19 protein-coding genes are annotated in these 25,948 nt (G+C 60.7%); 5 read left to right on the top strand and 14 right to left on the bottom strand.

The window, feature by feature from the left end:
- Positions 1 to 95: 95 nt before the first annotated feature.
- The 9 genes from KVG87_RS14070 to amaB form a co-directional block, all read right to left on the bottom strand.
- Positions 96 to 1,001, bottom strand: a complete 906-nt coding sequence (locus KVG87_RS14070) for a cation diffusion facilitator family transporter (RefSeq protein WP_073471716.1) — start codon at positions 999 to 1,001, stop codon at positions 96 to 98.
- Positions 1,002 to 1,110: 109 nt separating this feature from the next.
- Positions 1,111 to 1,875: an SDR family oxidoreductase gene (locus KVG87_RS14065; RefSeq protein ID WP_016771914.1), complete on the bottom strand. Its 765-nt coding sequence runs from the start codon at positions 1,873 to 1,875 to the stop codon at positions 1,111 to 1,113.
- Between the two features lie 745 nt (positions 1,876 to 2,620).
- Entirely contained in the window at positions 2,621 to 3,337 is a 717-nt protein-coding gene (locus KVG87_RS14060) for an ABC transporter ATP-binding protein (protein WP_016771915.1), read from the bottom strand.
- Positions 3,334 to 4,206, bottom strand: a complete 873-nt coding sequence (locus KVG87_RS14055) for an ABC transporter ATP-binding protein (RefSeq protein WP_016771916.1) — start codon at positions 4,204 to 4,206, stop codon at positions 3,334 to 3,336. The genes KVG87_RS14060 and KVG87_RS14055 overlap by 4 nt, the downstream gene beginning before the upstream one ends.
- Positions 4,203 to 5,504, bottom strand: a complete 1,302-nt coding sequence (gene livM, locus KVG87_RS14050) for a high-affinity branched-chain amino acid ABC transporter permease LivM (RefSeq protein WP_076565446.1) — start codon at positions 5,502 to 5,504, stop codon at positions 4,203 to 4,205. The genes KVG87_RS14055 and livM overlap by 4 nt, the downstream gene beginning before the upstream one ends.
- Before the next feature lie 3 nt (positions 5,505 to 5,507).
- Positions 5,508 to 6,422 carry an ABC transporter permease subunit gene (locus KVG87_RS14045; RefSeq protein WP_041480712.1) on the bottom strand — a complete coding sequence of 305 codons (915 nt, stop codon included), beginning with the start codon at positions 6,420 to 6,422 and terminating at the stop codon, positions 5,508 to 5,510.
- A 241-nt stretch (positions 6,423 to 6,663) separates the two neighbouring features.
- Positions 6,664 to 7,797, bottom strand: coding sequence for an ABC transporter substrate-binding protein (locus KVG87_RS14040; RefSeq protein ID WP_041480713.1), 1,134 nt, complete (start codon positions 7,795 to 7,797; stop codon positions 6,664 to 6,666).
- A 368-nt stretch (positions 7,798 to 8,165) separates the two neighbouring features.
- A complete protein-coding gene (amaA, locus tag KVG87_RS14035) occupies positions 8,166 to 9,449 on the bottom strand; it encodes an L-pipecolate oxidase (protein WP_217851203.1) in 1,284 nt (427 codons plus the stop codon).
- Positions 9,450 to 9,539: 90 nt separating this feature from the next.
- Positions 9,540 to 11,030, bottom strand: a complete 1,491-nt coding sequence (gene amaB, locus KVG87_RS14030) for an L-piperidine-6-carboxylate dehydrogenase (protein WP_217851201.1) — start codon at positions 11,028 to 11,030, stop codon at positions 9,540 to 9,542.
- A gap of 164 nt (positions 11,031 to 11,194) precedes the next feature.
- On the opposite strand from amaB, the gene KVG87_RS14025 reads away from it, so the two are divergent.
- The 3 genes from KVG87_RS14025 to nadE all read left to right on the top strand — a co-directional run bounded on the left by KVG87_RS14025 (position 11,195) and on the right by nadE (position 14,366).
- Positions 11,195 to 12,094 (top strand): LysR family transcriptional regulator, encoded by a 900-nt coding sequence (locus tag KVG87_RS14025; RefSeq protein WP_071174249.1) that lies wholly within the window; start codon positions 11,195 to 11,197, stop codon positions 12,092 to 12,094.
- 216 nt (positions 12,095 to 12,310) lie between these two features.
- Positions 12,311 to 13,534, top strand: a complete 1,224-nt coding sequence (gene pncB, locus KVG87_RS14020) for a nicotinate phosphoribosyltransferase (RefSeq protein WP_076565435.1) — start codon at positions 12,311 to 12,313, stop codon at positions 13,532 to 13,534.
- 4 nt (positions 13,535 to 13,538) lie between these two features.
- The gene (gene nadE, locus KVG87_RS14015; protein ID WP_076565432.1) at positions 13,539 to 14,366 is read left to right on the top strand and encodes an NAD(+) synthase; all 828 of its coding nucleotides are present in this window, start codon (positions 13,539 to 13,541) and stop codon (positions 14,364 to 14,366) included.
- A gap of 124 nt (positions 14,367 to 14,490) precedes the next feature.
- On the opposite strand, the gene azu is transcribed toward nadE, so the two are convergent.
- Positions 14,491 to 14,934 (bottom strand): azurin, encoded by a 444-nt coding sequence (azu, locus tag KVG87_RS14010; RefSeq protein ID WP_076565430.1) that lies wholly within the window; start codon positions 14,932 to 14,934, stop codon positions 14,491 to 14,493.
- 342 nt (positions 14,935 to 15,276) lie between these two features.
- Here azu and KVG87_RS14005 point away from each other — a divergent pair, with 342 nt between their 5' ends.
- Both KVG87_RS14005 and KVG87_RS14000 read left to right on the top strand, forming a co-directional pair.
- Positions 15,277 to 15,864: a cytokinin riboside 5'-monophosphate phosphoribohydrolase gene (locus KVG87_RS14005; RefSeq protein ID WP_024011379.1), complete on the top strand. Its 588-nt coding sequence runs from the start codon at positions 15,277 to 15,279 to the stop codon at positions 15,862 to 15,864.
- Between the two features lie 68 nt (positions 15,865 to 15,932).
- A complete protein-coding gene (locus KVG87_RS14000) occupies positions 15,933 to 16,121 on the top strand; it encodes a hypothetical protein (protein WP_016771927.1) in 189 nt (62 codons plus the stop codon).
- 209 nt (positions 16,122 to 16,330) lie between these two features.
- On the opposite strand, the gene KVG87_RS13995 is transcribed toward KVG87_RS14000, so the two are convergent.
- The 4 genes from KVG87_RS13995 to KVG87_RS13980 form a co-directional block, all read right to left on the bottom strand.
- On the bottom strand, positions 16,331 to 17,221 hold the full coding sequence (locus KVG87_RS13995) for a transglutaminase family protein (RefSeq protein WP_056787573.1): 891 nt from the start codon (positions 17,219 to 17,221) through the stop codon (positions 16,331 to 16,333).
- Positions 17,221 to 19,707, bottom strand: coding sequence for a circularly permuted type 2 ATP-grasp protein (locus tag KVG87_RS13990; RefSeq protein WP_217851199.1), 2,487 nt, complete (start codon positions 19,705 to 19,707; stop codon positions 17,221 to 17,223). The genes KVG87_RS13995 and KVG87_RS13990 overlap by 1 nt, the downstream gene beginning before the upstream one ends.
- An 88-nt stretch (positions 19,708 to 19,795) precedes the next feature.
- A complete protein-coding gene (locus KVG87_RS13985; protein ID WP_217851197.1) occupies positions 19,796 to 23,071 on the bottom strand; it encodes a transglutaminase family protein in 3,276 nt (1,091 codons plus the stop codon).
- Positions 23,072 to 23,528: 457 nt separating this feature from the next.
- Entirely contained in the window at positions 23,529 to 25,832 is a 2,304-nt protein-coding gene (locus KVG87_RS13980) for a YgiQ family radical SAM protein (RefSeq protein WP_016771932.1), read from the bottom strand.
- Between the last annotated feature and the right edge of the window lie 116 nt (positions 25,833 to 25,948).

Raw genomic sequence — 25,948 nt, 5'->3', positions numbered from 1 at the left:
CGAACAATTGCTTTCGCGAGCAGGCTCGCTCCCACATTTTGGAATGCATTCTCCTGTGGGAGCGAGCCTGCTCGCGAATGGCCGTTACGCGGTCATCAGGCAATCCACTTTTTGTCCCCGGTGAAGCTGATCGTCAACCAGCGCGCCGCATCCGGCTCGCCCAACTGCGCCGATATCTGCTCACGTAGCGCGTCCAGCTGCGCGACATTGCGCAGCGGATAATCCGCCGGCAACACCACATGAATTTCGATGAACCGCGCCCGACCGTGCTTTTGCACGTAGGACACGTAATCGTCGAAACCATGCTCGACCTTCGCCACCTCCATGACCTGCCTGACCTGCTCATCCAGAGTATCCGGGGCGATTCCCAGCACATCACGCAATGCCGGGCCGAGGATCTTCAACGCCGGGGGCAGCATGGTCAGCGCCAGCACGATCAGGATCAGCGGGTCGACATACACCGCCCACTCGCCATAGCCCTGGGACTTGAGCAGCAGCGCGGCGAGGAAACTGATCAACAACCCCACCGAGAGCATCGCGTCGACCAGCCAACTGATGTTGTCGAACTGGATCAGGCTGGATTTGAGCGTGCGATTACGCTGACGCACGTAGAAGAAGTAGGCGAACTCGACGACGGTGAATACCGCCGCGTAGACGATCACCAGACCCAACTCGATATCACGGCCACCATTGATGATGCCGAACACACCGTTGAGAAACGCATAGATCGCGATCAACAGCAGGAAGCTGCCTTCGATCAGCAGCACCATCGGCTCCAGATGCCAGAAGCCGAACTGGAAACGCTGATTGCTTTGCTTGGCAATCAGCCGGGCGGTGATCAGCATCAGAATTTTGATGAATGTCGCGATCAGCGAAAAAAAGCCATCGAACAGGATGGATTGCGAACCTGAAACAAAACCGGTGACGATCCCGGCAATCGACACCGCCAGCATCAGCAGCGTCGACTGTTTGAGCAGTGCCTGCTCACCTCGGTTACTCACTTGAACTCCTCATGAGACCTTGCACACCGCCGAATGCAGTGGGCTGGTTGAGTGCGGAGTTTAGCTTATCGTCCTGTTTTGCCTGCTCGCGAATGGCCTCAGCGCGGTATCAAGCCTTGTTTCGCTCGATGGCAAACCCAGCCCAGGTCTGGCTCACCGGCATCAGTTCCAGGCTGTTGATGTTGATGTGCGCCGGGGTGTTCATCACCCAGAAAATGGTCTCGGCGATGTCCTGCGGCTGGATCGGCTCGGCGCCGGCGTAAGTGGCGTTGTAGCGTTCCTGATCACCGGCGAAACGTACTAGCGAGAATTCGCTTTCGCACAGGCCGGGTTCGATGTTGCTGACCCGCACGCCAGTACCCTGCAGGTCGCAACGCAGGTTCAGCGAGAACTGTTTGACGAAGGCTTTGCTCGCGCCGTACACGTGGCTGCCCGGGTACGGGTAGTTACCGGCGATGGAACCGAGGTTGACGATACCGGCGCCACGGCCGTGAGCAATCAGCCGTGGCAGCAGCAGGCGGGTGGCGTACATCAGGCCTTTGACGTTGGTGTCGACCATGGTGTCCCAGTCATCCAGATCGCACTTCGGCGCCGGGTCGACGCCGAGCGCCAGGCCAGCGTTGTTGATCAGGCCACGGAGTTTGGCGAACGACGGCGGCAGGTTGGCGATCGCCTCCTCCATCGCTTTGCGATCGCGCACATCGAGGACCAGACCATGCACTTCGGTCTGCTTCGACAGTTCAGCGCACAGGGCATTGAGGCGTTCTTCACGACGGCCGGTCAGGACCAGCTTCCAGCCAGCCTCGGCAAAACGACGGGCACAGGCTTCACCAAAACCGGACGTCGCGCCGGTGATAAACAGGGTGTCGGACATCGTGTTCTCCTTGCTTCGGCCGCCACGGCAGCCCTTGGAATAGAAAATCAGCAGGCAGCATGCCCGCCCTCGCGAATACGGGCAACACTTGCCAGCTGTACAAAAAACAACCAGACCTGCCAAGACCACAGCCAGCGTGGCCTGTAGCCATGTGCACGCATGTTATCCACAGTCTGCTCCACAGTTTCCGGGGGCAAGTGCAAACGCGCAAAGCCGCGCCACACAAGGCTTTGCGGGCGAAATGGAAAGTTTTTTGCTTGACCGTGATGCGGGGGATGTGCGGGACAGGGCATTTTGCACGACGGGCGGTGTCACCGGGTGATTGCGCGAGGCCAGCAATTACGGCGCTCCGCGAGGTCTTTCCAGAGTTTAGTCACAGACTTATCCACAGGCTTTTACACAAGAAACTACCCGACCTGGATTCGCTATAAAAAGGTTGACAATGGCGCCTCACGCCTGCCTGAAATTGACTGATCAAAAAATAATCACAAGCCTGGAGGCCACGTTTTACAAGGCCTGCAACCATATACACCCACGTTATTCACAGCCAGCTCCACAGTAACCGGGGACAAGTCAAAACTGTGGAAAAACAGCCATTTGCAGCGTCTATATGTCGCGCTTTGGCAGCTTGGGGAATTTGTTTTCCACAATTTTGGGAATTAGCCAACTTACCTGTGGTGGATTCCAAAAAATAAAAAAGCCCCGGGACTCTCGTCGCCGGGGCTGTGTACAACCGCGAGAAGAATCAGTGCCCGCCCAGATAGGCGTTACGCACCTCCTCATTCACCAAAAGCTCTTTACCGGTGCCGGTCAGACGGATTTCGCCGTTGACCATCACATACGCCCGGTCCGACAGCTTCAGCGCATGGTTGGCGTTCTGCTCGACGAGGAAAATCGTCATCCCGGTTTTCGCCAGCTCGCGCAGCGTGGCGAAAATCTGCTTCACCACGATCGGTGCCAGACCCAGGCTCGGCTCATCGAGCAGCAACAGCTTCGGCCGGCTCATCAGCGCACGGGCGATGGCGAGCATCTGCTGTTCACCGCCAGACATGGTCATCGCCCGTTGATTGCGCCGCTCTTCAAGCCGTGGGAACAATTCGAACATGCGCTGCATGTCCTCTTTGGCGTACTTGTCGCCAATCGGGATGGTGCCCATCAGCAGGTTCTCCTCGACGGTCATGTCGGGGAACACCCGCCGCCCTTCCGGCGACTGCGCGATGCCGTTGGAGGCGATGTAGTGCGAGGACTTCTGCGTGATGTCGACGCCCTGATAGAGAATCTGCCCGCCCGCCGCTCTCGGCTGGCCGAAGATCGACATCAGCAAGGTCGACTTGCCGGCGCCGTTGGAGCCGATCAGGCTGACGGTCTCGCCTTCGTTGATCTGCAGGGATACGCCTTTGAGCGCCTGGATGGGGCCGTAGAACACGTCCAGATTGCGTAGTTCGAGGATCGGTTGACTCATACCAGCTCCTCTTCGTCGGCGCCCAGATAGGCCGCGATCACTTTCGGATCGTTGCGGATCGCTTCCGGCCCGCCTTCGGCGATGACGATGCCGTGGTCGAGAACCACGATGTGATCGGAAATGCTCATGACCATGCCCATGTCGTGTTCGATCAGCACCACGGTCAGATCGTGCTCGTCACGCAGCAGCCGGATCATCGCGCTGAGCGCTTCGGTTTCCTGAGGATTGAGGCCGGCGGCCGGTTCGTCGAGGCAGATGATCTGCGGCCGCGTGCACATGGCCCGAGCGATCTCCAGACGGCGTTGTTGGCCGTACGAGAGTTCACCGGCCAGACGGTTGGCGCAGTCGACCAGATCGACCACTTCCAGCCAGTAGAACGCGACATCCAACGCATCGCTCTCGGCCTTGCGATAGCCCTTGGTGTTGAGAATGCCGGCGAGCATGTTGCGGTTGACCCACATGTGCTGCGCCACCAGCAGGTTTTCCAGCACCGACATTTCCTTGAACAGGCGAATGTTCTGGAACGTCCGGGCGAGACCGGCACGGTTCACCAGATGAGTACCGCCGAACATTTTGTAGTACATGCGGCTGAGGAAGGATTTCGGCGAGACGAAATCGGTCGGTTTGAATGACTCGCCCAGCAACTGGATGACGTTCGTCTGCTGGCCACGCACATTGAGTTCGATCTTGCCGCCCGTGGCCTTGTAGAAACCGGTCAGGCAGTTGAACACCGTGGTCTTGCCAGCACCGTTGGGGCCGATCAGGGCGAAGATCGAATTGCGTTTGACCTTCAGGCTGACATCGCTCAAAGCCTTGATGCCACCGAAATGCATCATCAGTTTTTCAACAGAGAGTACGACTTCACTCATGGCGCAGTCCTCTCGTAGTGAATGGCACCTTTGCGTGGTTTGACCCCAGTGCGGCTGATGCGGATCAGCCCGCGTGGTCGCCAGATCATCATCAACACCATCAGGATGCCGAACAGCAGCACGCGGTATTCAGCGAAGCCACGCAGCAGTTCCGGGGCGACGGTGAGCACGAATGCGGCGATGACCACGCCGATGGTCGAGCCCATGCCGCCGAGCACGACGATGGCGAGGATCAGCGCCGATTCGAAGAAGGTGAACGAGGTCGGGTTGACGAAGCCTTGATAGGTGGCGAAGAACACCCCGGCCAGACCCGCCGTCGACGCACCGATGGTGAACGCCGAGAGCTTGACCAGTACGTGGTTGAGGCCCATCGAACGGCAGGCGATTTCATCTTCACGCAGGGCTTCCCAGGCGCGACCGACCGGCATCTTCACCAGCCGATGCTTGACGTACAGCACCGCCAGCACCACCAGGAACAGCACCGCGTAGATGAAGTAATACTTCACGTCCGGGTTGTAGGTCAGGCCGAAGAACTCGTGAAACGGCACCCCGCCATCCTTCGCCCGCTTGCCGAACTCCAGACCGAAGAACGTCGGCAGTGGCGCCGGCATGCCGTTCGGGCCGCCAGTCAGCGACAGCCAGTTGTTGAGCACCAGACGAATGATTTCGCCGAAGCCCAGGGTCACGATCGCCAGATAGTCACCGTGCAGACGCAACACCGGGAAACCGAGAATGCAGCCAGCCAGGCCTGCGGTGATCGCCGCCAGCGGCAGCACGGTCCAGAAACCCAGACCCAGATATTGATAACCCAGTGCCAGACCGTAGGCGCCGATGGCGTAAAACGCCACGTAACCGAGATCGAGCAGCCCGGCCAGACCGACCACAATGTTCAGCCCCAGCCCCAGCAGCACGTAGATCAAACCGAGGATGACCACGCCCAGCAGATAGGAGTTGGAAACAAACGGCACGATGATCGCCAGCACGATAATCAGCGGGATGATCCAGCGCAGCCGTGATTTGTGGTCCGCCGGCAGCACGTGCACGCCGGAACCGCTGCTCTCGAACCCGTCGAGGATCTTCAGGCCTTTGGGTGTTTGCAGGAACAGGCTGAGGGCAAAGCGCCCGGCCATGACGATGGCAATGATCCACGCCACGCGGGTTGCTTCGAGGTTGAAGCTGTAGCCGTCGAGGACCACGCCGACAATCGGCCCGAACACGATCAGCGCGATCAGGCCGGCAAGAATCGCCTCGACCAGACTTTTTTTGATATCGATGGATTTTTCAGTGGTTGCAGACATCGCTTACACCTTCGACACAAGAGGACGGCCCAACAGGCCCTGCGGCCGGAAGACCAGTACGAGGACGAGCAGCGAGAAACTGAACACGTCTTTGTAGTCGGAGTTGACCAGACCGGAGAACAGCGACTCGGAGATGCCGAGGATGATCCCGCCGAGCATCGCGCCGGGCAGTGAACCGATGCCGCCCAGAACCGCTGCGGTGAACGCCTTGATGCCGATGATGAAGCCGGCATAGAAGTCGAACGTGCCGTAGTTCATGGTGATCAGCACACCGGCCAGTGCCGCCATGGCTGCACCGATGATGAACACGTAGGAAATCACCCGGTCGGTGTTGATCCCCAGGATCGAGGCCATCTTGCGGTCTTGCTGGGTCGCACGGCACATGCGGCCGAGCTTGGTGTATTTGATGATGTAGGTCAGCAGCCCCATGCCGACAAACGCGGCGATCAGGATGAAGACTTTGGTGTAGGTCAGTTGCACGAAGCCGGTGCCGACTTCAACACGCCAGGCACCGGTCAGCAGCGTAGGCACGCCCTGTTGTTTGGCGCCCTGAGCGATCTGTGCGTAGTTCTGCAGAATCAGCGAAATACCGATGGCGCTGATCAGCGGCGCCAGGCGGGTCGAGTTACGCAGGGGTTTGTAGGCGACACGCTCGATGACCCAGCCATACACCGCCGTGACGACGATGGTGAAGATCAGCGTACCGAGCATCAGCAGCGGGAAGGATTCGATACCGAAGTAAGCCAGCAGAGCCAGACTGATTGCCGCCAGGTAAGCGGAAATCATGTAAACCTCGCCGTGGGCGAAGTTGATCATGCCGATGATGCCGTAGACCATTGTGTAGCCGATGGCGATCAGGCCATAGACCGACCCGAGGGTCAGGCCATTGACCAGTTGCTGCAGGAAAATACCATCCATAACGCAATCTCACGCAGTGAGAACCTGCGCGCCCATGACGCGCGGTTCTTCTAGGAAAAATACAGATGTACGTCGGAGCAATGTCGGAGCGTGATCAGCCCGATCGCCACTGAATCCTGTGGGAGCTGGCTTGCCAGCGATAGCGGTGGATCAGCCAACTCGTGTGTCGATTGACCTGACGCCATCGCGGGCAAGCCCGCTCCCACAGGGTTTCAAGTGAGCCGAGTGATCGCTTCAGCCCTTACTTCTGCTTTTCCAGCTGGTGGTATTTGCCGTCCTTGTCCCACTGGTAAACCACGTAGTCGGAGACTTTCAGGTCGCCTTTGGCGTCCCAGGTCTTCTCGCCCATCACGGTTTTCACCGGGTTGGCTTTCAGCCACTTGGCAGCGGCTTCGCCGTCGTTTTTCTTCGCACCGTTGAACGCTGCCGCCAGGGTCTGAACCGAGGCGTAGGCGTACAGGGTGTAGCCTTCAGGCTCGGTGCCGGCCTTGCGGAACGCGTCCACTACGGTCTTGCTTTCAGGCAACAGGCGCGGGTCGGCGCCGAAAGTCATCAGCACGCCGTCAGTGAATTGTGGGCCGCCAGCGGTGGTCACCAGCTCGTCTGTCACGATGCCGTCGTCGGACATGAACTTGACGTCTTTCAGGCCTTGTTCACGCAGCTGGCGAACCAGTGGACCGGCTTCCGGATGCAGGCCGCCGAAGTAGACGACATCGGCGCCGGCGCCACGGATCTTGGTGACGATGGTGCTGAAGTCTTTCTCGCCACGGGTCAGGCCTTCGTACAGCACAGGCTTGACGCCGCGTTTTTCCAGCTGAGCCTTGGTGGCGTCCGCCAGGCCTTGGCCGTAGGTGTCCTTGTCGTGCAGCACGACGACTTTCTTGCCCTTGAGCATGTCGACGATGTAGTCGCCGGCAACGATGCCTTGCTGGTCGTCACGTCCGCACATACGGAACATGGCGCTGAGACCGCGTTCGGTAACTTGCGGGTTGGTCGAGCCCGGAGTGATCGCGATGATCCCGGCTTCGTCGTAGATTTCCGAGGCTGGAATGGTCGACGAGGAGCAGAAGTGACCGACCACGCCGGCGACTTTCTGGTTGGTGAGGTCCTTGGCGACCGTCACTGCCTGCTTCGGTTCGCAGGCGTCGTCGCCTTTGACCAGGACGATTTTTTCCCCGTTGACGCCACCCGCCGCGTTGACCGCATCGGCCGCCGCCTGTGCACCCTTCATGTACTGCTCGCCGAATGCCGCGTTGGCACCGGTCATAGGACCCGCTACACCGATCTTGATATCAGCTTGAGCAAACGCAGAAACACCCAGCGCAGTAGCGACTGCGAGGGCCAGAAAGCCTTTCTTGTAAAACGTCTGGGACATGAGGTGGTGCTCCAAGGTTTTTTTTAGTTGGCACTGCGACTTCACTTCACTCAAAGCTCAGAGCAAGGCCCGTGCCATCGGTTTTTTATTCTTCAAAAAGTCGCTGCGTTGTTGTTATTTCGACTGTTTCGGTCCCATTTTCATTGGGCGTGCAACCGTCTAAACCGCGGAAGGTGAAACCATTTGTTTTTTCAGGCGCAACCCGCACGCGCCATCATTGCAACCGCAGCGACAAACGACGTGCAACCAGCCTGTAACAGCCCGCGTCACCGAACTGCACACTGCTGGTGCGGGACTGCTACAACCCGCACCATTACAGGCTAGTCGCTGGATGCAAAAGCGCCGCTTGCGGCAACAAATTTCAACACTCAAATGACGATGCGCAGGCACTGGCCCGCGTGATACAGAGAAAATCCGGCCTCGTACAGGCAACTGCGCAAGCCCACACCGGCCAGGGGCTGCATCGGTGCGAAGGGAATCGGCAGTGCCTGCGGATCGCCGTTGCACAGGTAATCGGCAAAGGCTTTGCCGACCACCGTGCCGGTGGTGACGCCGCGACCGTTATAACCGGTGACGGCCACCAGTCCCGGCGCCGGTTCGAACAGGCGCATCAGGTGATCAGGGGTAAACGCGATGCGCCCGGTCCAGGTGCATTCCCACTCGACCGGCTTCAGATTGGGGAAGTAATGCTGCTGCACCCGATCAGCCCAGGCTTTGAGAAACCAAGTCGGTTTCTGGTTGCCATTGCCGAGGCTGCCGAGCAACAGGCGCCCGTCCTTGTCACGGCGGATGCTGCTCAATACCTGACGGGTGTCCCACGAGCCCTGCCCGCCCGGGAGAATTTCTTGCGCAGCGTCTTCGGTAAGTGGCACCGAGGCGACCTGGTAGTAATAACCGGGAAAGAAATTGCGCTTGAGCTCGGTCCAGTCGCCTTCGGTATAGGCGTTGGAGGCGATGACCACTTGTTCGGCGAGTACCGAACCCTGGGCGGTTTGCACCGACCAGTTCTGCCCGATGCGCTCGAGGCGAGCCACTGGCGAATGATCGAACATCTGCCCGCCGAGCCCGCGCACGGCATTGGCCAGCCCGGTGACATAGGCCATCGGATTGAGCGTGCCGGCGCGGCGGTCCAGCAACGCGGCGGCGATTTTCTGCGTGCCGGTGGCTTGCTCGCAGGCCTTGCCTGTCAGCAGTTCGACCGGCGCGCCACGACGTTTCCATTGCTGCTCGCGACTGCGCAAATCCGCCTCGCCCTTGGCGTTATGGGCCATGTGCAAAGTGCCTTCGCGGCGCAACTGGCAATCGATGTTGTATTTATCCACAAGCCTGAACACCAGCGCCGGCGCTGCACCAAGCATGCGGTTGAGCTGACTGCCGACCGCCTCGCCGAACCCGGCTTCGATCTCGTCCGGAGGAATCCACATGCCGGCGTTGACCAGCCCGACATTGCGCCCGGAGCCACCGTGCCCTGCGCGATGCGCTTCCAGCACGCAGACGCTTTTGCCTTTTTCCAACAGATGCAACGCCGCTGACAACCCGGTGAACCCGGCGCCGATCACACAGACATCGACCTTGACCTCGCCACTGAGCGCGGCGTTATCCGGGCGTTGTGGCGTGAGCGTTTCCCACAGACATTCTTCGCGTAACGGCATTGCCAAGCTCCTGTCGGAGCAGCCGCAAGCCACAAGCTACAAGCTGCAAGCCGGTCTGCTTGACGCTTGTAGCTTGAAGCTTGTAGCTGCTTAATCGAATGTAATGCCCTGCGCCAACGGCAATTCCAGCGAGTAGTTGACGGTGTTGGTCTGCCGACGCATGTACGCGCGCCAGGCATCGGAGCCGGACTCACGGCCGCCGCCGGTTTCTTTCTCGCCACCAAACGCGCCGCCGATTTCCGCGCCGCTCGGGCCGATGTTGACGTTGGCGATGCCGCAGTCACTGCCGACCGCCGACATGAACCGCTCGGCCTCGCGCACGTCGGTGGTGAAGATGCACGATGACAGGCCTTGCGGCACGGCATTGTTCAGGCGCAGCGCTTCCTCGAAATCGCTGTAGCCGACCACGTAGAGAATCGGCGCGAAGGTTTCGCTGCAGACCACGTCGCTCTGCTCGGGCATTTCCACGATGGCCGGCGACACGTAGTAGGCGTTGGGGAATTGCTCTTCCAGTTGGCGCTTGCCACCGAACACCCGGCCGCCTTCGCTCAGTGCCTGTTCCAGCGCATCCTGCATGTTTTCGAAGCTGTGCTTGTCGATCAGCGGGCCGACCAGATTGCCTTCAAGCGGATGGCCGATGCGTACTTTCGAATAGGCAGCCTTGAGGCGAGTGACGATTTCTTCCTTGACCGATTCATGGGCGATCAGACGGCGTAAAGTCGTGCAGCGTTGCCCGGCGGTGCCGACGGCGCTGAACAGAATCGCGCGCACCGCCATGTCCAGATCGGCGCTCGGGCCGAGGATCATCGCGTTGTTGCCGCCCAGCTCAAGAATGCTGCGGGCGAAACGCGCGGCGACTTTCGGCGCCACTTCGCGCCCCATCCGCGTGCTGCCGGTGGCGCTGATCAGCGCAACACGCGGGTCATCGACCAGCGCTTCGCCGGCATCGCGACCGCCGATCACAACCTGGCACAGGCTCGGTGGGGCATCACTGAAATTTTTCACTACGCGATCAAACAGCGCCTGACAGGCCAGCGCAGTCAACGGGGTTTTCTCCGACGGCTTCCACACCACCGGGTTGCCGCAGACCAGCGCCAGGGTGGTGTTCCACGCCCACACCGCGACCGGGAAGTTGAACGCGCTGATCACCCCGACCACGCCAAGCGGATGCCAGGTTTCACGCATATGGTGGCCCGGGCGCTCGGAGGCGATGGTCAGACCGTACAACTGGCGCGACAGGCCGACGGCGAAGTCGCAGATGTCGATCATCTCCTGCACTTCACCCAGACCTTCCTGAGTGATCTTGCCAGCCTCCCACGACACCAGCTCGCCGAGGTCGGCCTTGTACTCGCGCAACACTTCGCCGAACTGGCGCACCAGTTCGCCGCGACGCGGCGCCGGCACCTTGCGCCAGTGCTCGAATGCATGATCTGCGCGACTGATGTGCTGCTCGACTTCGGCCGCGCCTTCCCAGTTCACCGAGGCAATTACGCTGCCATCGATGGGCGAATGCACCGGCACTTTGCCGTTCTGGTACAGGGTCGGGTTGACTCCCAGACGATCAAGCAATGCGGCTACCATCGGTCTCTCCTCAAGCAAAAACAGAATGTGTGCGGCCATCCTTTGCATGGCCGGGCAGGCCTTTAGTTGTAGCCTCACTGCGGCGATGCAACAAACGACCTTTACGCCAGATATCATTCCGTTTATTCATGCTGCCTTGAGAAAGACAAGAAAAAGGACTGGCCATGCTGAACAAACGCCACTTGCCCTCGATCACCGCGCTGCAATGCTTCGAGGCCGTGACCCGGCACCTGAGTTTTACCCGCGCCGCCGAAGAGCTGAACCTGACCCAGAGCGCAGTGAGCAAACAGGTCGCACAGCTTGAAGAGCTGTTGCAGCACTTGCTGTTCCGCCGCGTGCGTCGGCGCTTGCAGATGACGCCGGCCGGGGATTTGTATCTGGTCGAGGTCAGAAAAATCCTCAGCCAAGTGGAGATGTCGACGCATTACCTGCGTTCCTACGGCGGCGAGACCGAAGTCCTGCGTGTCTCCACCCCTTCGACTTTCGGCGCCCGTTGGCTGGTGCCGCGCCTGAAAGGCTGGCGCCTGCGCCATCCGTCGATTCATCTGGATCTGTGCAACGAGCAGGAGGCCGACGATCTGTTGCAGGGGCGCAGCGATCTAGCCTTCTATTTCGGCCAGGCTTCGCGACCGGGCACCGAATGCCTGAAATTGTTCGGCGAACAACTGGTGCCGGTGTGCGCCCCGGGCAGCCTGCCGGACACGCCATTCACTGACCCGACGCAACTCACCGACCTGGTGCTGCTGCAAAATGCCTCGCGACCGCAAGCCTGGCACGACTGGTTCGACAGCCAGGGCTACCACACCGAACACAGCTACCACGGGCCGCGTTTCGAAACCTTTTACATGTGCATCCGCGCCGCCCAGGTCGGTTGTGGCGTGGCGCTGCTGCCGCGGTTTCTGGTGGAAGAGGAATTGGCCGAAGGCAAACTGGTCATACCCTGGCAGCATGCGATGCCCAGCAGCGATGCCTATTACCTGGCCTACCCGGAGCACGCGGCGGAAGTGCCGAAGGTGCGGGATTTTGTCAAATGGATGCTTGAACAAATCGATAGTCCGGTGTGAGGTCAACCGGGATCCCTGTGGGAGCGAGCCTGCTCGCGAAAGCGTCGGGTCAGCCACATCATCTTTAACTGACACACACCGCATTCGCGAGCAGGCTCGCTCCCACAGTGGATCTGCGGCGCTCTGAAAAAATGCTGGCAATCCCCACCGCCGATATGCGCCACTAGCGCCATCGATATAGACCGCGCCAGGCGCGGCGCAACTGGAGACCCGTTTATGAGCGAGAGTGTGTTTGCCGATCGCATCGTGCAGAACCTGCTCGACACCGACTTCTACAAGCTGACGATGATGCAGGCGGTGCTGCACAACTACCCCAACGTCGAAGTCGAATGGGAGTTCCGCTGCCGCAATGCCGAGGATCTGCGTCCCTATCTGGCCGAAATCCGCCATCAGATCGAACGTCTGGCCGAGCTGAGCCTGAGTGCCGATCAGTTGAGTTTTCTCGAGCGCATCACCTTCCTGAAACCGGATTTTCTGCGCTTCCTCGGCCTGTTTCGCTTCAATCTGCGCTACCTGCACACCGGCATCGAAAACGGCGAGTTGTTTATCCGCCTGCGCGGACCCTGGCTGCACGTAATCCTCTACGAAGTGCCGCTGCTGGCGATCGTCAGTGAAGTGCGCAATCGCTATCGCTACCGGGAGACTTCGCTGGAGCAGGCACGCGAACAGCTGTATCGCAAGTTCGACTGGCTGACCGCCAATGCCTCGGCCGATGAGCTGTCGCAATTGCAGGTTGCCGATTTCGGCACGCGCCGGCGCTTTTCCTTTGGCGTGCAGGCCGAAGTGGTCAACGTGCTCAAGCACGACTTCCCGGGTCGTTTCGTCGGTACCAGCAATGTGCACCTGTCCCGCGAGCTGGACATGAAACCGCTGGGCACCATGGCCCACGAGTGGATCATGGCCCATCAGCAACTCGGCCCGCGCCTGATCGACAGCCAGATCGCCGCGCTCGATTGCTGGGTTCGCGAGTACCGTGGCCTGCTCGGCATTGCCCTCACCGATTGCATCACCACCGATGCGTTTCTTGGCGATTTCGATCTGTTCTTCGCCAAACTCTTCGATGGCCTGCGCCACGATTCCGGGGACCCGGTGGCGTGGGGTGAAAAGTGCATCGCGCACTATCACAAGCTCGGCATCGACCCGATGAGCAAGACCCTGGTGTTTTCCGACAGTCTGACCCTGCCCAAATCGCTGGAGATTTTCCGCGCGCTGCACGGTCGCATCAATGTGAGCTTCGGCATCGGTACCAACCTCACTTGTGATATCCCGGGTGTCGAACCGATGAGCATCGTGCTTAAAATGACCGCCTGCAACGGCCAGCCGGTGGCGAAGATCTCCGACGAGCCTGGCAAGACCCACTGCAAAGATCCGAATTTCGTCGCCTATTTGCGACATGTGTTCAAGGTTCCTGCCGAATCCAGTCTATCTAGCAAGGAGTGAATTCATGCAAGCCGTACAGCGTGAGATTGCTGAGCAGCTCAAGGTGCAACCACCGTTCGCCGACGATCAGGCCCTGCAGGCCGAAGTCGCCCGGCGCCTGACGTTCATTCAGGATTGTCTGGTCAATTCCGGGCTCAAGACCCTGGTGTTGGGCATCAGCGGCGGCGTCGATTCACTGACCGCCGGCCTCCTGGCCCAGCGCGCGGTACGTGAACTGCGCGAAAAAACCGGTGACGACCGCTACAAATTCATCGCCGTGCGCCTGCCCTACGAAACCCAGTTCGACGAGCACGACGCCAAGGCCTCGCTCGACTGCATCGCCCCTGACGAAATCCACACCGTGAACATCGGCCCGGCGGTCAAGGCGCTGGCAGCTCAGGTGTCGGCGTTCGAAGGCAAACCGGCTGCGTCGGTGGATTTCGTGCTGGGCAATACCAAGGCGCGGATGCGCATGGTGGCGCAGTACACGATTGCCGGGGTGGCAAGCGGTCTGGTGATTGGCACCGACCATGCGGCAGAAGCGGTGATGGGTTTCTTCACCAAATTCGGCGATGGCGCCTGCGACCTCGCCCCGCTCAGTGGCCTGGTGAAAAATCAGGTGCGTGCGATTGCCCGCAGCTTTGGTGCGCCGGAATCGCTGGTCGAGAAAGTGCCGACGGCAGACCTGGAAGACTTGTCGCCGGGCAAGCCGGACGAAGCGGCGCACGGCGTGACCTATGCCGAGATCGATGCGTTCCTGCACGGTGAAACGGTGCGGGACGAGGCGGCGAAGATCATTGTCGATACGTACAACAAGACTCATCACAAGCGGGTCATGCCGTTTGCGCCTTGATTTTTCAAAGGCATGAAAAAGCCCGCTGAGGAGTGATCCTCAGCGGGCTTTTTCTTTGGCCATCAGTCTTTCGGTGAAGCAGATGGCCTCTTCGCGAGCAGGCTCGCTCCCACATTGGCCCTGATTACTTGACGACGATAGTGCCTTTCATCATCGAGATGTGGCCAGGGAACGAGCAGAAGAAGCCGTAGCCACCGTCAGCCACCTTGGCAACGTCAAAGGTTACCGAATCGGTTTCCTTGGCGCCGATGATCTTGGTGTGGGCGATGATGCGGGCGTCGCCGTCCTTCAGGTAGTTCTTGTCGATACCGGCCGCCAGGCCGTCGGTAGCGATCGGCTGCATGTCAGCTTCTTTGCTGATCACCAGGTTATGGCCCATGACGTTCTTCGGCAGGCTGCCGGAGTGGGTCAGTTCGACGGTGAAGGTCTTGCAGCTCTTGTCGATCACGATTTCCTTGGTGTTGAAGGTCATCTGATCGGTGGAATCAACGGTGGTTTTGCACTCGGCAGCCATCAATTGGCTGCTGGCCAGCGCCAGCAGGGATACCGCAACAACTTTGGAAAACATGGTGAATCTCCAAGGCAGGGTTAACAAAAACACTAGTGGTGGAAAGACTGCCTGAAATCATCGCAAGTTCATATGACTTGAGTCAAAAATTGTATACAACTTTCAGGCTATGACACTCATCGACACAATCTAACGGCCATTTTGTACGGCCAACCCTATGATCGGCCCACCTACTGAAACGGAGTGCCAGTCATGTTCTTTAACGGTCTGTTGTGCAGCTTGCTCGCCGCCTACGCCTGTGGCGCCAGCGGTACTTTTGAATCACCCGAACGCGAAGTCTAGTCCTTGGAGCGCAGCGTGCCAGCCGTTACCCTGTGCGACTGATCGACTCAGGAGTAACGCATGTCGCTGAAATCCGTTTGTGTGTTTTGCGGTGCCAACGCCGGTACCGTGCCGGCCTACACTGAAGCTGCCGTGGCCCTTGGCCGGGCATTGGCCGAGCGAAATCTGACGCTGGTCTACGGCGGCGGCGCGGTCGGCTTGATGGGGATTGTGGCTGATGCCGCGCTGGCCGCTGGCGGCGAAGTGATCGGCATCATTCCGCAAAGCCTGATGGACAAGGAGATCGGCCACAAGAGCCTGACGCGCCTGGAAGTGGTCGACGGCATGCATGCGCGCAAGGCGCGGATGGCTGAGCTAAGCGACGCGTTCATCGCCCTGCCCGGCGGCCTTGGCACGCTGGAAGAGCTGTTCGAAGTCTGGACCTGGGGCCAGCTCGGCTATCACGGCAAGCCTTTGGGCCTGCTGGAAGTGAACGGTTTCTACAGCAAACTCACGGCTTTTCTCGATCATATCGTCGGCGAAGGCTTCGTTCGCGCGCCACACCGTGACATGCTGCAAGTGAGCGAATCGCCAGATTCCCTGCTCGACGCCCTCGATCAGTGGCAGCCGACCGTCACGCCCAAGTGGGTCGACCAAAAACCCGGTTAACCCCCGGACACCGATACAGGGCAGAATACGCGCCGCTCAACCTCACCTTCGACCCCAGAGGATCGCCCATGGCCAAACCCAATTACTCCTTCGCCAAACGTCAACGAGACCTGGCAAAGGAACAGAAGAAAGAGGAAAAGCTTCAGCGCAAGAAGCAAACCGCTGAAGAAGCGGCACTGAACCCTGACGGTGAAGTGGCGACCGATGATGATGTTGATGCATCCGATGCACCGAAAGATCAGACGCCCGACGCCTGAGCCCCACCGGGTTTGATGATCGAATCAGACCCTGCGGATTTGTGACGGGGCTGGCGGTTTTGCTGCCGGCCCTCACAGCCCTGCTTTCTCTGACACACCAAAATCCCTTGTGGGAGCGAGCCTGCTCGCGAATGCGATATATCTGTTACAAATCTATTGGCTGACCTGACGCTTTCGCGAGCAGGCTCGCTCCCACATTTGAAGACTCATCAATTCTGAGGCATCACCGTAACCCGCACTTCAGGGTCGTGATTACCGCCACCGAGAATCACCCCACGCAGCGGCGACACATCGGAGAAATCCCTTCCCCACGCCAGCGTGATGTGTTCCAGCGCCGGCTGCACATTGTTGGTCGGATCGAAATCCACCCAGCCCGATACCGGACAGAACACCGATACCCACGCGTGCGAGGCGTCGGCGCCAATCAGGCGTGGCTGCCCCGGCGGCGGCTGGGTCAGCAGGTAGCCGCTGACATAACGCGCCGCCAGACCGCGCGAGCGCACACAGGCCAGCATCAGATGAGCGAAGTCCTGACACACGCCGCGTCGACGCTCCAGCACTTCCACCAGCGGCGTCGCCACCTGGGTGGCTTCGGCATCGAAGGTGAATTCGCTGAAGATCTTCTGCATCAGCGCCTGCACCCCGAGCAGCAACGGTCGCCCTGGCGGAAAACAGCTTTGCGAGAACTCGACGAAGCTGCGCTTCAAATGCACATAAGGTGACTGGAACCGGTAGCGACAGGCTTCGAGCAAGTCGGCGGACAACGGCTGACTGCTGTAGGTCAGCGCATCGCGGGTCTGCTCCCACGCTGGCGACTGGTTGAAATCCAGCGCCGGCCGCGCCAGCACCTCGACCGTCAGCCGGGCGTTGACCTGCAATTGGTCATGGGGCCGTTCAAATGCCAGACGCGTCAACGGATTGCCGAATACGTCCAGTTCATCACGGCGCATGGTCGGCTCGGGGCTGATCAGCAACTGCTGCTCGGTGCAGCGCTGCCAGCTGCATTCGCGCGGCCACAAGTGCGCCAGTTGCTGCGCGAGGGAGACCGGGCTGTCGTAGTGATAACAGGTGTCGTGGAAGATCTGATATTGAGCGCTCATCACACGGACACCGTTCGCTGGCTGACATCATCGACATGGGCGAAATGGCGCAGGGCCAGACGATCCGATACCTGGCCGCTGGCCTCGGCGATTTCCTGCAACAGATCGGCCAGACCATCCAGCGCGGCACGTACGCTGGATTTGCCGAACAACGGATTTTCCAGACAACCGAGATCAAACCGCGACAGGCGTTCGACCAGTTGCGGCAGCGCGGTTTCCCGAGGCGCGGCGAAATCGTCGTTCAGACGTTTCAGCGTGCGGGTGACCAGTTTCAGCTGAAACAGCACCGCGTGGGGGTTCTGCTCATCCAGCAGCAGCAAATCCAGCACCGGAATCAATTGCGCCACCGCCAGATAGCGCGAGCGGTAGGTGATACTGCTGTTACCCAACTCCAGCAACCACTCCAGCCCCGCCTGATCGAACGCACCCGCGCCGCGCAGAAACGCCGCCAGACTGCTGCTGAGAAATTGCAGGCGTTCGATGCGCCGGCCAATCATCAGAAAACGCCAGCCTTCGTCGCGGGTCATGTCATCCAGGGCAAACCCCGACAGCGCTGCCAGCGACATCACCAGACGGTTGAGGAAATCCAGCAGTTCGCCGAAGTCCGGTTCATCGACTTCCAGCTCCAGCGCCTCGCGCTGCAATTCGACCAGCGCCTGCCAGTTTTCCCGGGACAGCTTGCCGCGCACTTGCGAGGCGGCCCATTGCAGGCGTTGCAAGTTGGAGCGCAGGCTGAACGACCAATCCTCGCCCAGCAACGCAGCGAGCAGGCGCTCCGGCAGTTCGCCCTCATCCGGCAACAGCGCCAGCCGCTCGCCGAGATCGACCGCCGCCTGCAACGCCTGCGGATCATCGCCATCGACGTAACGCGTGAGCATGATGCGCAGCAGCCGCGCGCTGTCGTCACAGCGCTCGCAGTAGCGACCGAACCAGAACAGATTTTCCACCACCCGCGACGGCAGATATGGATCGCGGCGGACCAGATCGTGCACGCCGACACTGCGTTGCGCCTTCCACTGCTCGCCACTTGGCGCACGATCGCTGAGCACCCAGGTGTCCTTGCTCGCCCCGCCACGCTGCATCGACACCACCTCGGCATCGGCGTCGGCCGCCACTCGGGTCAGACCACCCGGCAACACGCGGTAGCCATCGTGGCTGGCCACCGCATACATGCGCATGCCGATCGCGCGGGGTTGCAGATGACCGTCTTCGGCTTGCCAGACCGGCGCCTGCGACAATTGCGCAAGCTCTTGCGCGACGTAGGCATAAGGCCGTGCCTGCATACGCTGCGCCAGTTCCAGGCGCTGGCTTTCATTCAAGTCACGGCCGAACACCGGGGCGAAGCTTTGCGACGGGAACGCCGGTTTGATCAACAGCTCCGGGAGTTTTTCCAGCGCCTGCGCCAGCACCGGCGCCTCACCGCACCACCAGGTGGCGATCGACGGCAGGATCAGTTCTTCGCCGAACAGGTACTGATTGATCTTCGGCAGAAACCCCAGCAGGCCCGGCGATTCCAGCACGCCGCTGCCGAGCGCATTGGCGACCAGCACCCGCCCCTGCCGCACCGCCTCAAGCAGACCGGGGACGCCAAGCGCCGAGTCGGTACGCAGTTCCAGCGGGTCGCAGAAATCATCGTCGAGGCGGCGCATAATCGCGTGCACCCGGCGCAGGCCACTGAGGGTTTTCAGGTAAACGGTGGCATTGCGCACCGTCAGATCGCCGCCCTCGACCAGCGGATAGCCGAGCTGGCGCGCCAGATACAGGTGCTCGAAATAACTTTCATTGAACCGCCCCGGTGTCAGCAGCACCACCAGCGGTGCGTCATCGCCCTCCGGTGCCTGACGGGCCAAAGTTTCCTGCAAGGTGCGGAAGAAACCGGCCAGATGCTGGACCTTAAGATCCCGGTACAAATCGGGAAAGGCGCGGGAGACGATGGTGCGGTTTTCCAGCGCATAGCCGGCCCCGGACGGCGCCTGGGTGCGATCGGCAGTGACCCACCAGCGACCATCCGGTGTGCGCGCCAGATCCACGGCATACAAATGCAAAAAGGCTGACTCGGGCGGGGCAATGCCCTGACAGGGCCAGAGAAAATTGTTGTGTCCGAATACCAGCTCGGCGGGTAGCAGGCCCTCGCTGATCAACCGCTGCGGACCGTACAGATCCGCCAGCACTGCGTTGAGCAAGCGCGCACGCTGAGCGATGCCTGCGGACAATTGCTGCCATTCATCTGCCGCGATCACATGGGGCAGCAGATCCAGCTCCCACGGCCGGTCAGCGCCCTTGGGATCGGCATAGACGTTGTAGGTGACGCCGTTTTCCTGAATCTGCCGCGCCAGCAAGGCTTGGCGCTGCACCAGTTGCGCTGGACTGCTGCGCTGCAACTGATCGAACAGGCGCTGCCAATGCGGGCGCACCGCGCCGCTGTCGTCGAGCAGTTCGTGATAGGTGCCCGCGGTCAGCGGGTAGCGGTCTAGCAGGTCAGGCATGGAAAGCTCGGCAGACAGCAGGGAACGGTCAGACTAACGCAGGCACATGACACGCGGATATACGAAAAATCCGCGTGTTGCGTAGGCTCTAGAAACGGCGCAGATCGATGGTCATCGGTAGCTCGTCATTGATTTCTACTTTGGGTACGGGAAGTTTCCCCGGCGTGTGTCCGAGGCGGAAAAACCGCGCCATGCGCCGGCTCTCCGCTTCATTGGCATTGACCGGCAAGGTCTCGTAATTGCGCCCGCCGGGATGGGCCACGTGATACTGGCAACCGCCCAGCGAACGCCCCATCCAGGTATCGAGCAGGTCGAATACCAATGGTGCGTGCACCGCTATGGTCGGATGCAGACAGTTGGCTGGTTGCCAGGCCCGAAAGCGCACCCCGGCGACAAACTCACCCACCCGCCCGGTCGAGTGCAACGGTACCGCGACGCCATTGCAAGTCAGCAGATAGCGCTGTGGCGGCAGGCCGTTGAGCTTGACCTGCAAGCGCTCCAGCGAAGAATCGACGTAGCGCACCGTGCCGCCCGCCGAGCCCTCCTCGCCCAGCACATGCCAGGGCTCGAGGGCTTGGCGCAGTTCCAGCTCGATGCCATTGACGGCGTAGTCGCCGACCTTGGGAAAACGAAACTCCAGATGCGCCGCGAACCACTCCGCGCGCAACGGGTAGCCGGCGTTGTTGAGTTCGACGATAACGTCGGCGACATCCTGCTCGATAAAGTGCGGCAGCAGAAAGCGGTCGTGCAGCTCGGTGCCCCAGCGTGCCAGTTTCGCCGGCGCGTAAGGCTCGCGCCAGAACCGCGCGACCAGCGCCCGCAGCAACAACTGCTGAGCCAGACTCATGCGCGCATGGGGCGGCATTTCAAAAGCGCGCAGTTCCAGCAAGCCAAGACGCCCGGTGGCGCCGTCCGGTGAGTACAGTTTGTCGATGCAGAATTCGGCGCGATGAGTATTGCCGGTGACATCGATCAGCAAATTGCGCAGCAGTCGATCGACCAGCCACGGTGCACATTCCTCGCCCGGTTCCGGCATTTGCGCAAAGGCGATTTCCAGTTCATACAAGGCGTCATTGCGCGCCTCGTCAACCCGTGGAGCCTGGGAAGTAGGGCCAATGAACAACCCGGAAAACAGGTACGACAGCGAAGGATGGTTGTGCCAGTAGCTGATCAGACTGCGCAGCAGATCCGGCCGCCGCAGAAACGGTGAGTCCGCCGGTGTCGCGCCGCCGAGGACGAAATGGTTGCCGCCGCCGGTGCCGGTGTGGCGCCCGTCGATCATGAACTTTTCGGTGGTCAGGCGGGTTTGCCGTGCCTGTTCATAGAGAAACTCGGTGCGCTCGACCAACTCGTCCCAGCTTGCCGATGGCTGCACGTTGACCTCGATCACGCCGGGGTCCGGAGTGACACGGAAGTTGCTCAGGCGCGGATCACTTGGTGGTTCATAGCCTTCCAGCAGCACCGGGCAATGCAGTTCTTCAGCGGTGGCCTCAATGGCCGAAACCAGTTCCAGATAATCCTCGACCCGCTCCAGCGGCGGCATGAACAGATACAGCCGCCCTTCGCGGGCCTCGGCGCAGAATGCGGTGCGGGTCAGCCAGTCGGCGGACTCATCGATTTTCGGCACCCGCTCATCCAGCGCAGCAGGTTCGCCGTGAACACCAAGCTGCGCAGGATCCGGCAGTTCAGCGAAGTCCTGATTCGGATCGTTGGGATGGATGAACGGATATTCCGCCGCTTTCACCCACGGCTGCGACGCCAGCGGCAAGCGATAACCCAGCGGCGAATCCCCGGGCACCAAGCGACAGAGCTCATCGCGCAGATACCAGCGCCCGCTCTGCCATTGATCTCCCTTGGCCGTGCGCGCCAGCGGCAGCACCTGGCCGACCACCTTGTTCAGGCCCTGACTGAAGACCGTGCGCAACCGCGCGCGCTCCAGCGGATCTTCCAGGCGCGAATCTTCGGCGCTGACGTTGCCGGGCAACGCACCCTCGCGCCAGAGGTAATAGAGATGATCCTCGTAAGCCGGGAAGACGAAGCGTGCCGGCAACTTCAGGCGCTCGGCGACGCTGGCGAGAAAGCGTCCGGCCAGTTCGCCGTCGGCGCCATAGTCCTGCTGTTCGTCGGCGATCAATGCGTCGTTGTGCCAGATCGGCTGACCGTCGCGGCGCCAGTAACAATTGAGCGACCAGCGCGGCAACTGCTCGCCGGGATACCACTTGCCCTGGCCGAAATGCACCAGCCCCTGTGGTGCGTATTGCTTGCGCATGCGCTGAAACAGTTCGGCGGACAGCCGGCGCTTGTCCGGCCCCAGCGCGGCGGTGTTCCATTCGGCGCCATCGGGATCGTCGATGGACACGAAGGTCGGTTCGCCGCCCATGGTCAGGCGCACATCGCCTTCGAGCAGGTCGGCATCGATCTGTCGGCCCAGCGCCTGGATCGCCCGCCACTGTTCATCGCTGTAGGGCTTGGTGACACGTGGCGCTTCCCAGATTCGCTCGACCGACATTTCGTGGCTGAACTGTGTCTCGCAAGGTTCGACCAGACCACTGATCGGCGCCGCCGAGGACGGATCGGGACTGCACGCCAGCGGGATATGCCCTTCCCCGGCGAACAACCCGGACGTGGCATCAAGGCCGATCCAGCCGGCACCCGGCAAATACACCTCGCACCAGGCATGCAGGTCGGTGAAGTCGACTTCGGTGCCGGACGGGCCGTCGAGGCTTTTCACGTCGGCGGTCAGTTGAATCAGGTAACCGGAAACAAACCGCGCCGCCAGACCGAGATTGCGCAACAGCTGCACCAGCAACCATGCCGAATCACGGCAAGAACCGGAGGCGTGTTGCAGTGTGTGCTCCGGAGTCTGCACGCCGGGCTCCATGCGGATCAGGTAGCCGATGTCTTCGCTGAGGCGCTGGTTGAGCGCCACCAGAAAATCCACCGCAGGCAGCGGCGTGCGGTCGATGCTGTCCAGGTAAGCCTTGAACGTTGGCGTCAGCGGCAGGGTTTCGAGGTACGGCGCCAGCTCCTTGCGTTCATCGGCGGCGTAGCTGAACGGAATTCTCTCGGCGTACGGTTCGAGGAAGAAGTCGAACGGATTGAACACCGCCATTTCCGCGACCAGATCGACTTCGATGCGCAGCTCTGCGGTTTTTTCCGGGAACACCAGACGTGCCAGGTAATTGCCCTGGGGGTCTTGCTGCCAGTTGATGAAATGCTGCTCGGGCGAGACTTTCAGCGCATAGGAAAGAATTCGCGTGCGGCTGTGGGGCGCCGGGCGCAGGCGGACGATCTGCGGGCCGAGTTCGACAGCGCGGTCGTAGCGATAATGCGTGACGTGATGCAATGCGACATGAATCGACACGGCGTGCCTCCTGCGAGCCTTGGGCGTATGGGAAAGCGCGCAAGACTTATGCCATGCACAGGCTTGCGCGCTTTCGCGAAATGCTCAAGGCAGTACAGCACCAAAACCGGGCGATGCGAGGAAATGGTTTGGCTCAGTTGCACGCAAATGTTGCGGACGCTGATTCTTGCTGTGTTTGATCGGATGCTTTCGCGAGCAGGCTCGCTCCCACATTTGGAATGCGTTCCCCCTGTGGAAGCGAGCCTGCTCGCGAAGAGGCCAGCGGCAGCAACTTGATCGTTCCCACGCTCTGCGTGGGAATGCAGCCCGTGACGCTCCGCGTCACGACCATGTTCGACAATACTGCGAGTAACGGCTGGAACGCGGAGCGTCCCGAGAGGCATTCCCACGCGGAGCGTGGGAACGATCAGCAAAACGCCAACCCGAAGGTTGGCGTTCTGTTCAGCTCAAGCAGTGTTTAGCGCGGCACGACCGGCTTGCGTGTCGGCTTCGGCCCTTTGCCTTTCGCCGCATCCTTGCGCTCCTTGGCCGCCTGCTGGTTGCGGGCGAATGCCGCAGCCTTGGCCTGTTCACGCTTGTCCCACGGATTACCGCCATCACTGGCACGCGGCGGCAGACCGGTGTGCTGGGTGAGAATCTTGGTGGTTTTCTCTTTGGCGACCTTGTGGCTGCCGGCCGGCGTCGAGTTCTTGCGACGGGCGCTCTGGTAGCTGTCGGTGGCCGGCTGATGCGCCGGGATCAGTTGATCCTTGCCCGGGCCGATCAGATCGGCGCGGCCCATGCGGATCAGCGCTTCACGCAGCATCGGCCAGCCTTTCGGGTCGTGATAACGCAAGAACGCCTTGTGCAGACGACGCTGATCTTCGCTCTTGACGATGGTCACGCCGTCGCTCTTGTACGTCACCTTGCGCAGCGGGTTCTTGCCCGAATGGTACATCGCCGTGGCGGTGGCCATTGGCGACGGGTAGAACGCCTGCACCTGGTCGGCGCGGAAGCCATTGCCCTTGAGCCACAGAGCAAGGTTCATCATGTCTTCGTCGGTGGTGCCCGGGTGGGCGGCGATGAAGTACGGAATCAGGTACTGCTCCTTGCCCGCTTCCTTGGTGTACTTCTCGAACATGCGCTTGAACTTATCATAGCTGCCGATGCCCGGCTTCATCATCTGGTTGAGCGGACCTTCCTCGGTGTGCTCCGGGGCGATCTTCAGATAACCGCCGACGTGGTGAGTCACCAGCTCCTTGACGTATTCCGGCGACTCGACGGCGAGGTCGTAACGCAGGCCGGAAGCGATCAGAATCTTCTTCACACCCGGCAGGGCACGGGCGCTGCGATACAGCTGGATCAGCGACGAGTGGTCGGTGTTCAGGTTCGGGCAGATACCGGGGAACACGCACGACGGCTTGCGGCAGGCGGATTCGATTTCCGGGCTCTTGCAGGCGATGCGGTACATGTTCGCAGTCGGGCCGCCGAGGTCGGAAATGACCCCGGTGAAGCCCGGCACCTTGTCGCGGATCTCTTCGATTTCACGAATGATCGACTCTTCGGAACGGTTCTGGATGATGCGGCCTTCGTGCTCGGTGATCGAGCAGAAGGTGCAGCCACCAAAACAGCCACGCATGATGTTCACCGAGAAACGGATCATGTCGTACGCCGGGATCTTCTCCTTGCCGTACGCCGGGTGCGGCACACGGGCGTAAGGCATGCCGAAGACGTAGTCCATTTCTTCGGTGGTCATCGGAATCGGCGGCGGGTTGAACCAGACATCGAGCTCGCCATGCTTCTGCACCAGCGCACGGGCGTTGCCCGGGTTGGTTTCAAGGTGCAACACGCGGTTGGCGTGGGCGTACAGAACCGGGTCGTTTCGCACCTTCTCCATCGACGGCAGACGAATCACGGTCTTGTCACGGGTCATGCGCGGGCTGGCCAGGATCTGCACGACCTTGGCTTCCTGCGGATCTTCGACCGGGCCTTTTTCCTGCTCGATGGCGCAGGCCTGGGTGTCTTGGGTATTCACGTACGGGTTGATGATTTTGTCGACCTTGCCCGGACGGTCGATGCGCGTGGAGTCGACTTCGTACCAGCCCTGTGGCGTGTCGCGACGGATGAACGCGGTGCCGCGCACATCGGTGATGTCTTCGATCTTGTGGCCCCACGACAGGCGCTGGGCAACTTCGACAATCGCGCGCTCGGCGTTGCCGTACAGCAGAATGTCGGCGCTGGCGTCGATCAGGATCGAGTTGCGCACACGATCCTGCCAATAGTCATAGTGGGCGATGCGGCGCAGCGAGGCTTCGATGCCGCCGAGCACGATCGGCACGTGCTTGTAGGCTTCCTTGCAGCGCTGGCTGTAAACCAGGCTGGCGCGATCCGGACGCTTGCCGGCCATGCCGCCGGGGGTGTACGCGTCATCGGAACGGATTTTCTTGTCCGCGGTGTAACGATTGATCATCGAGTCCATGTTGCCCGCCGCGACGCCGAAGAACAGGTTCGGCTCGCCGAGCTTCATGAAGTCGTCTTTGGACTGCCAGTTCGGCTGCGCGATGATCCCGACGCGGAAGCCTTGCGACTCCAGCAGCCGGCCGATGATCGCCATGCCGAACGACGGATGATCGACGTAGGCATCACCGGTAACAATGATGATGTCGCAAGAATCCCAGCCGAGCTGATCCATCTCCTCCCTGCTCATCGGCAGGAATGGCGCTGGCCCGAAACATTCGGCCCAATATTTTGGATAGTCAAATAACGGCTTGGCTGCTTGCATGTCGACGACCGGTGTTGAAGTGAAAAATCGCGGGCGCGGAATATAGCACAAATTTTGACCAATTCCGACGACGGTGGTCGGTTTCTCTGCGAGCTGGTCTCGCGCAGCCAGCCCGC

The sequence above is a fragment of the Pseudomonas siliginis genome (assembly GCF_019145195.1).
Classification (GTDB): Bacteria; Pseudomonadota; Gammaproteobacteria; order Pseudomonadales; family Pseudomonadaceae; genus Aquipseudomonas; species Aquipseudomonas siliginis.
The sequence above is the reverse complement of the archived record's forward strand: the minus strand, read 5'-3'. Positions and strand labels throughout refer to the sequence as shown.

What these genes read in the sequence shown, in the direction of transcription:
- KVG87_RS14005 (WP_024011379.1), top strand. Translation starts at nt 15,277, where the DNA reads ATGTCGCTGAAATCCGTTTGTGTGTTTTGCGGTGCCAACGCCGGTACC.
- pncB (WP_076565435.1), top strand. Translation starts at nt 12,311, where the DNA reads ATGAGCGAGAGTGTGTTTGCCGATCGCATCGTGCAGAACCTGCTCGAC.
- azu (WP_076565430.1), bottom strand. Translation starts at nt 14,934, where the DNA reads ATGTTTTCCAAAGTTGTTGCGGTATCCCTGCTGGCGCTGGCCAGCAGC.
- KVG87_RS13995 (WP_056787573.1), bottom strand. Translation starts at nt 17,221, where the DNA reads ATGAGCGCTCAATATCAGATCTTCCACGACACCTGTTATCACTACGAC.
- KVG87_RS14025 (WP_071174249.1), top strand. Translation starts at nt 11,195, where the DNA reads ATGCTGAACAAACGCCACTTGCCCTCGATCACCGCGCTGCAATGCTTC.
- KVG87_RS14060 (WP_016771915.1), bottom strand. Translation starts at nt 3,337, where the DNA reads ATGAGTCAACCGATCCTCGAACTACGCAATCTGGACGTGTTCTACGGC.
- nadE (WP_076565432.1), top strand. Translation starts at nt 13,539, where the DNA reads ATGCAAGCCGTACAGCGTGAGATTGCTGAGCAGCTCAAGGTGCAACCA.
- KVG87_RS14055 (WP_016771916.1), bottom strand. Translation starts at nt 4,206, where the DNA reads ATGAGTGAAGTCGTACTCTCTGTTGAAAAACTGATGATGCATTTCGGT.
- KVG87_RS14040 (WP_041480713.1), bottom strand. Translation starts at nt 7,797, where the DNA reads ATGTCCCAGACGTTTTACAAGAAAGGCTTTCTGGCCCTCGCAGTCGCT.
- livM (WP_076565446.1), bottom strand. Translation starts at nt 5,504, where the DNA reads ATGTCTGCAACCACTGAAAAATCCATCGATATCAAAAAAAGTCTGGTC.
- KVG87_RS14000 (WP_016771927.1), top strand. Translation starts at nt 15,933, where the DNA reads ATGGCCAAACCCAATTACTCCTTCGCCAAACGTCAACGAGACCTGGCA.
- amaB (WP_217851201.1), bottom strand. Translation starts at nt 11,030, where the DNA reads ATGGTAGCCGCATTGCTTGATCGTCTGGGAGTCAACCCGACCCTGTAC.
- amaA (WP_217851203.1), bottom strand. Translation starts at nt 9,449, where the DNA reads ATGCCGTTACGCGAAGAATGTCTGTGGGAAACGCTCACGCCACAACGC.
- KVG87_RS14065 (WP_016771914.1), bottom strand. Translation starts at nt 1,875, where the DNA reads ATGTCCGACACCCTGTTTATCACCGGCGCGACGTCCGGTTTTGGTGAA.
- KVG87_RS13980 (WP_016771932.1), bottom strand. Translation starts at nt 25,832, where the DNA reads ATGCAAGCAGCCAAGCCGTTATTTGACTATCCAAAATATTGGGCCGAA.
- KVG87_RS13990 (WP_217851199.1), bottom strand. Translation starts at nt 19,707, where the DNA reads ATGCCTGACCTGCTAGACCGCTACCCGCTGACCGCGGGCACCTATCAC.
- KVG87_RS14045 (WP_041480712.1), bottom strand. Translation starts at nt 6,422, where the DNA reads ATGGATGGTATTTTCCTGCAGCAACTGGTCAATGGCCTGACCCTCGGG.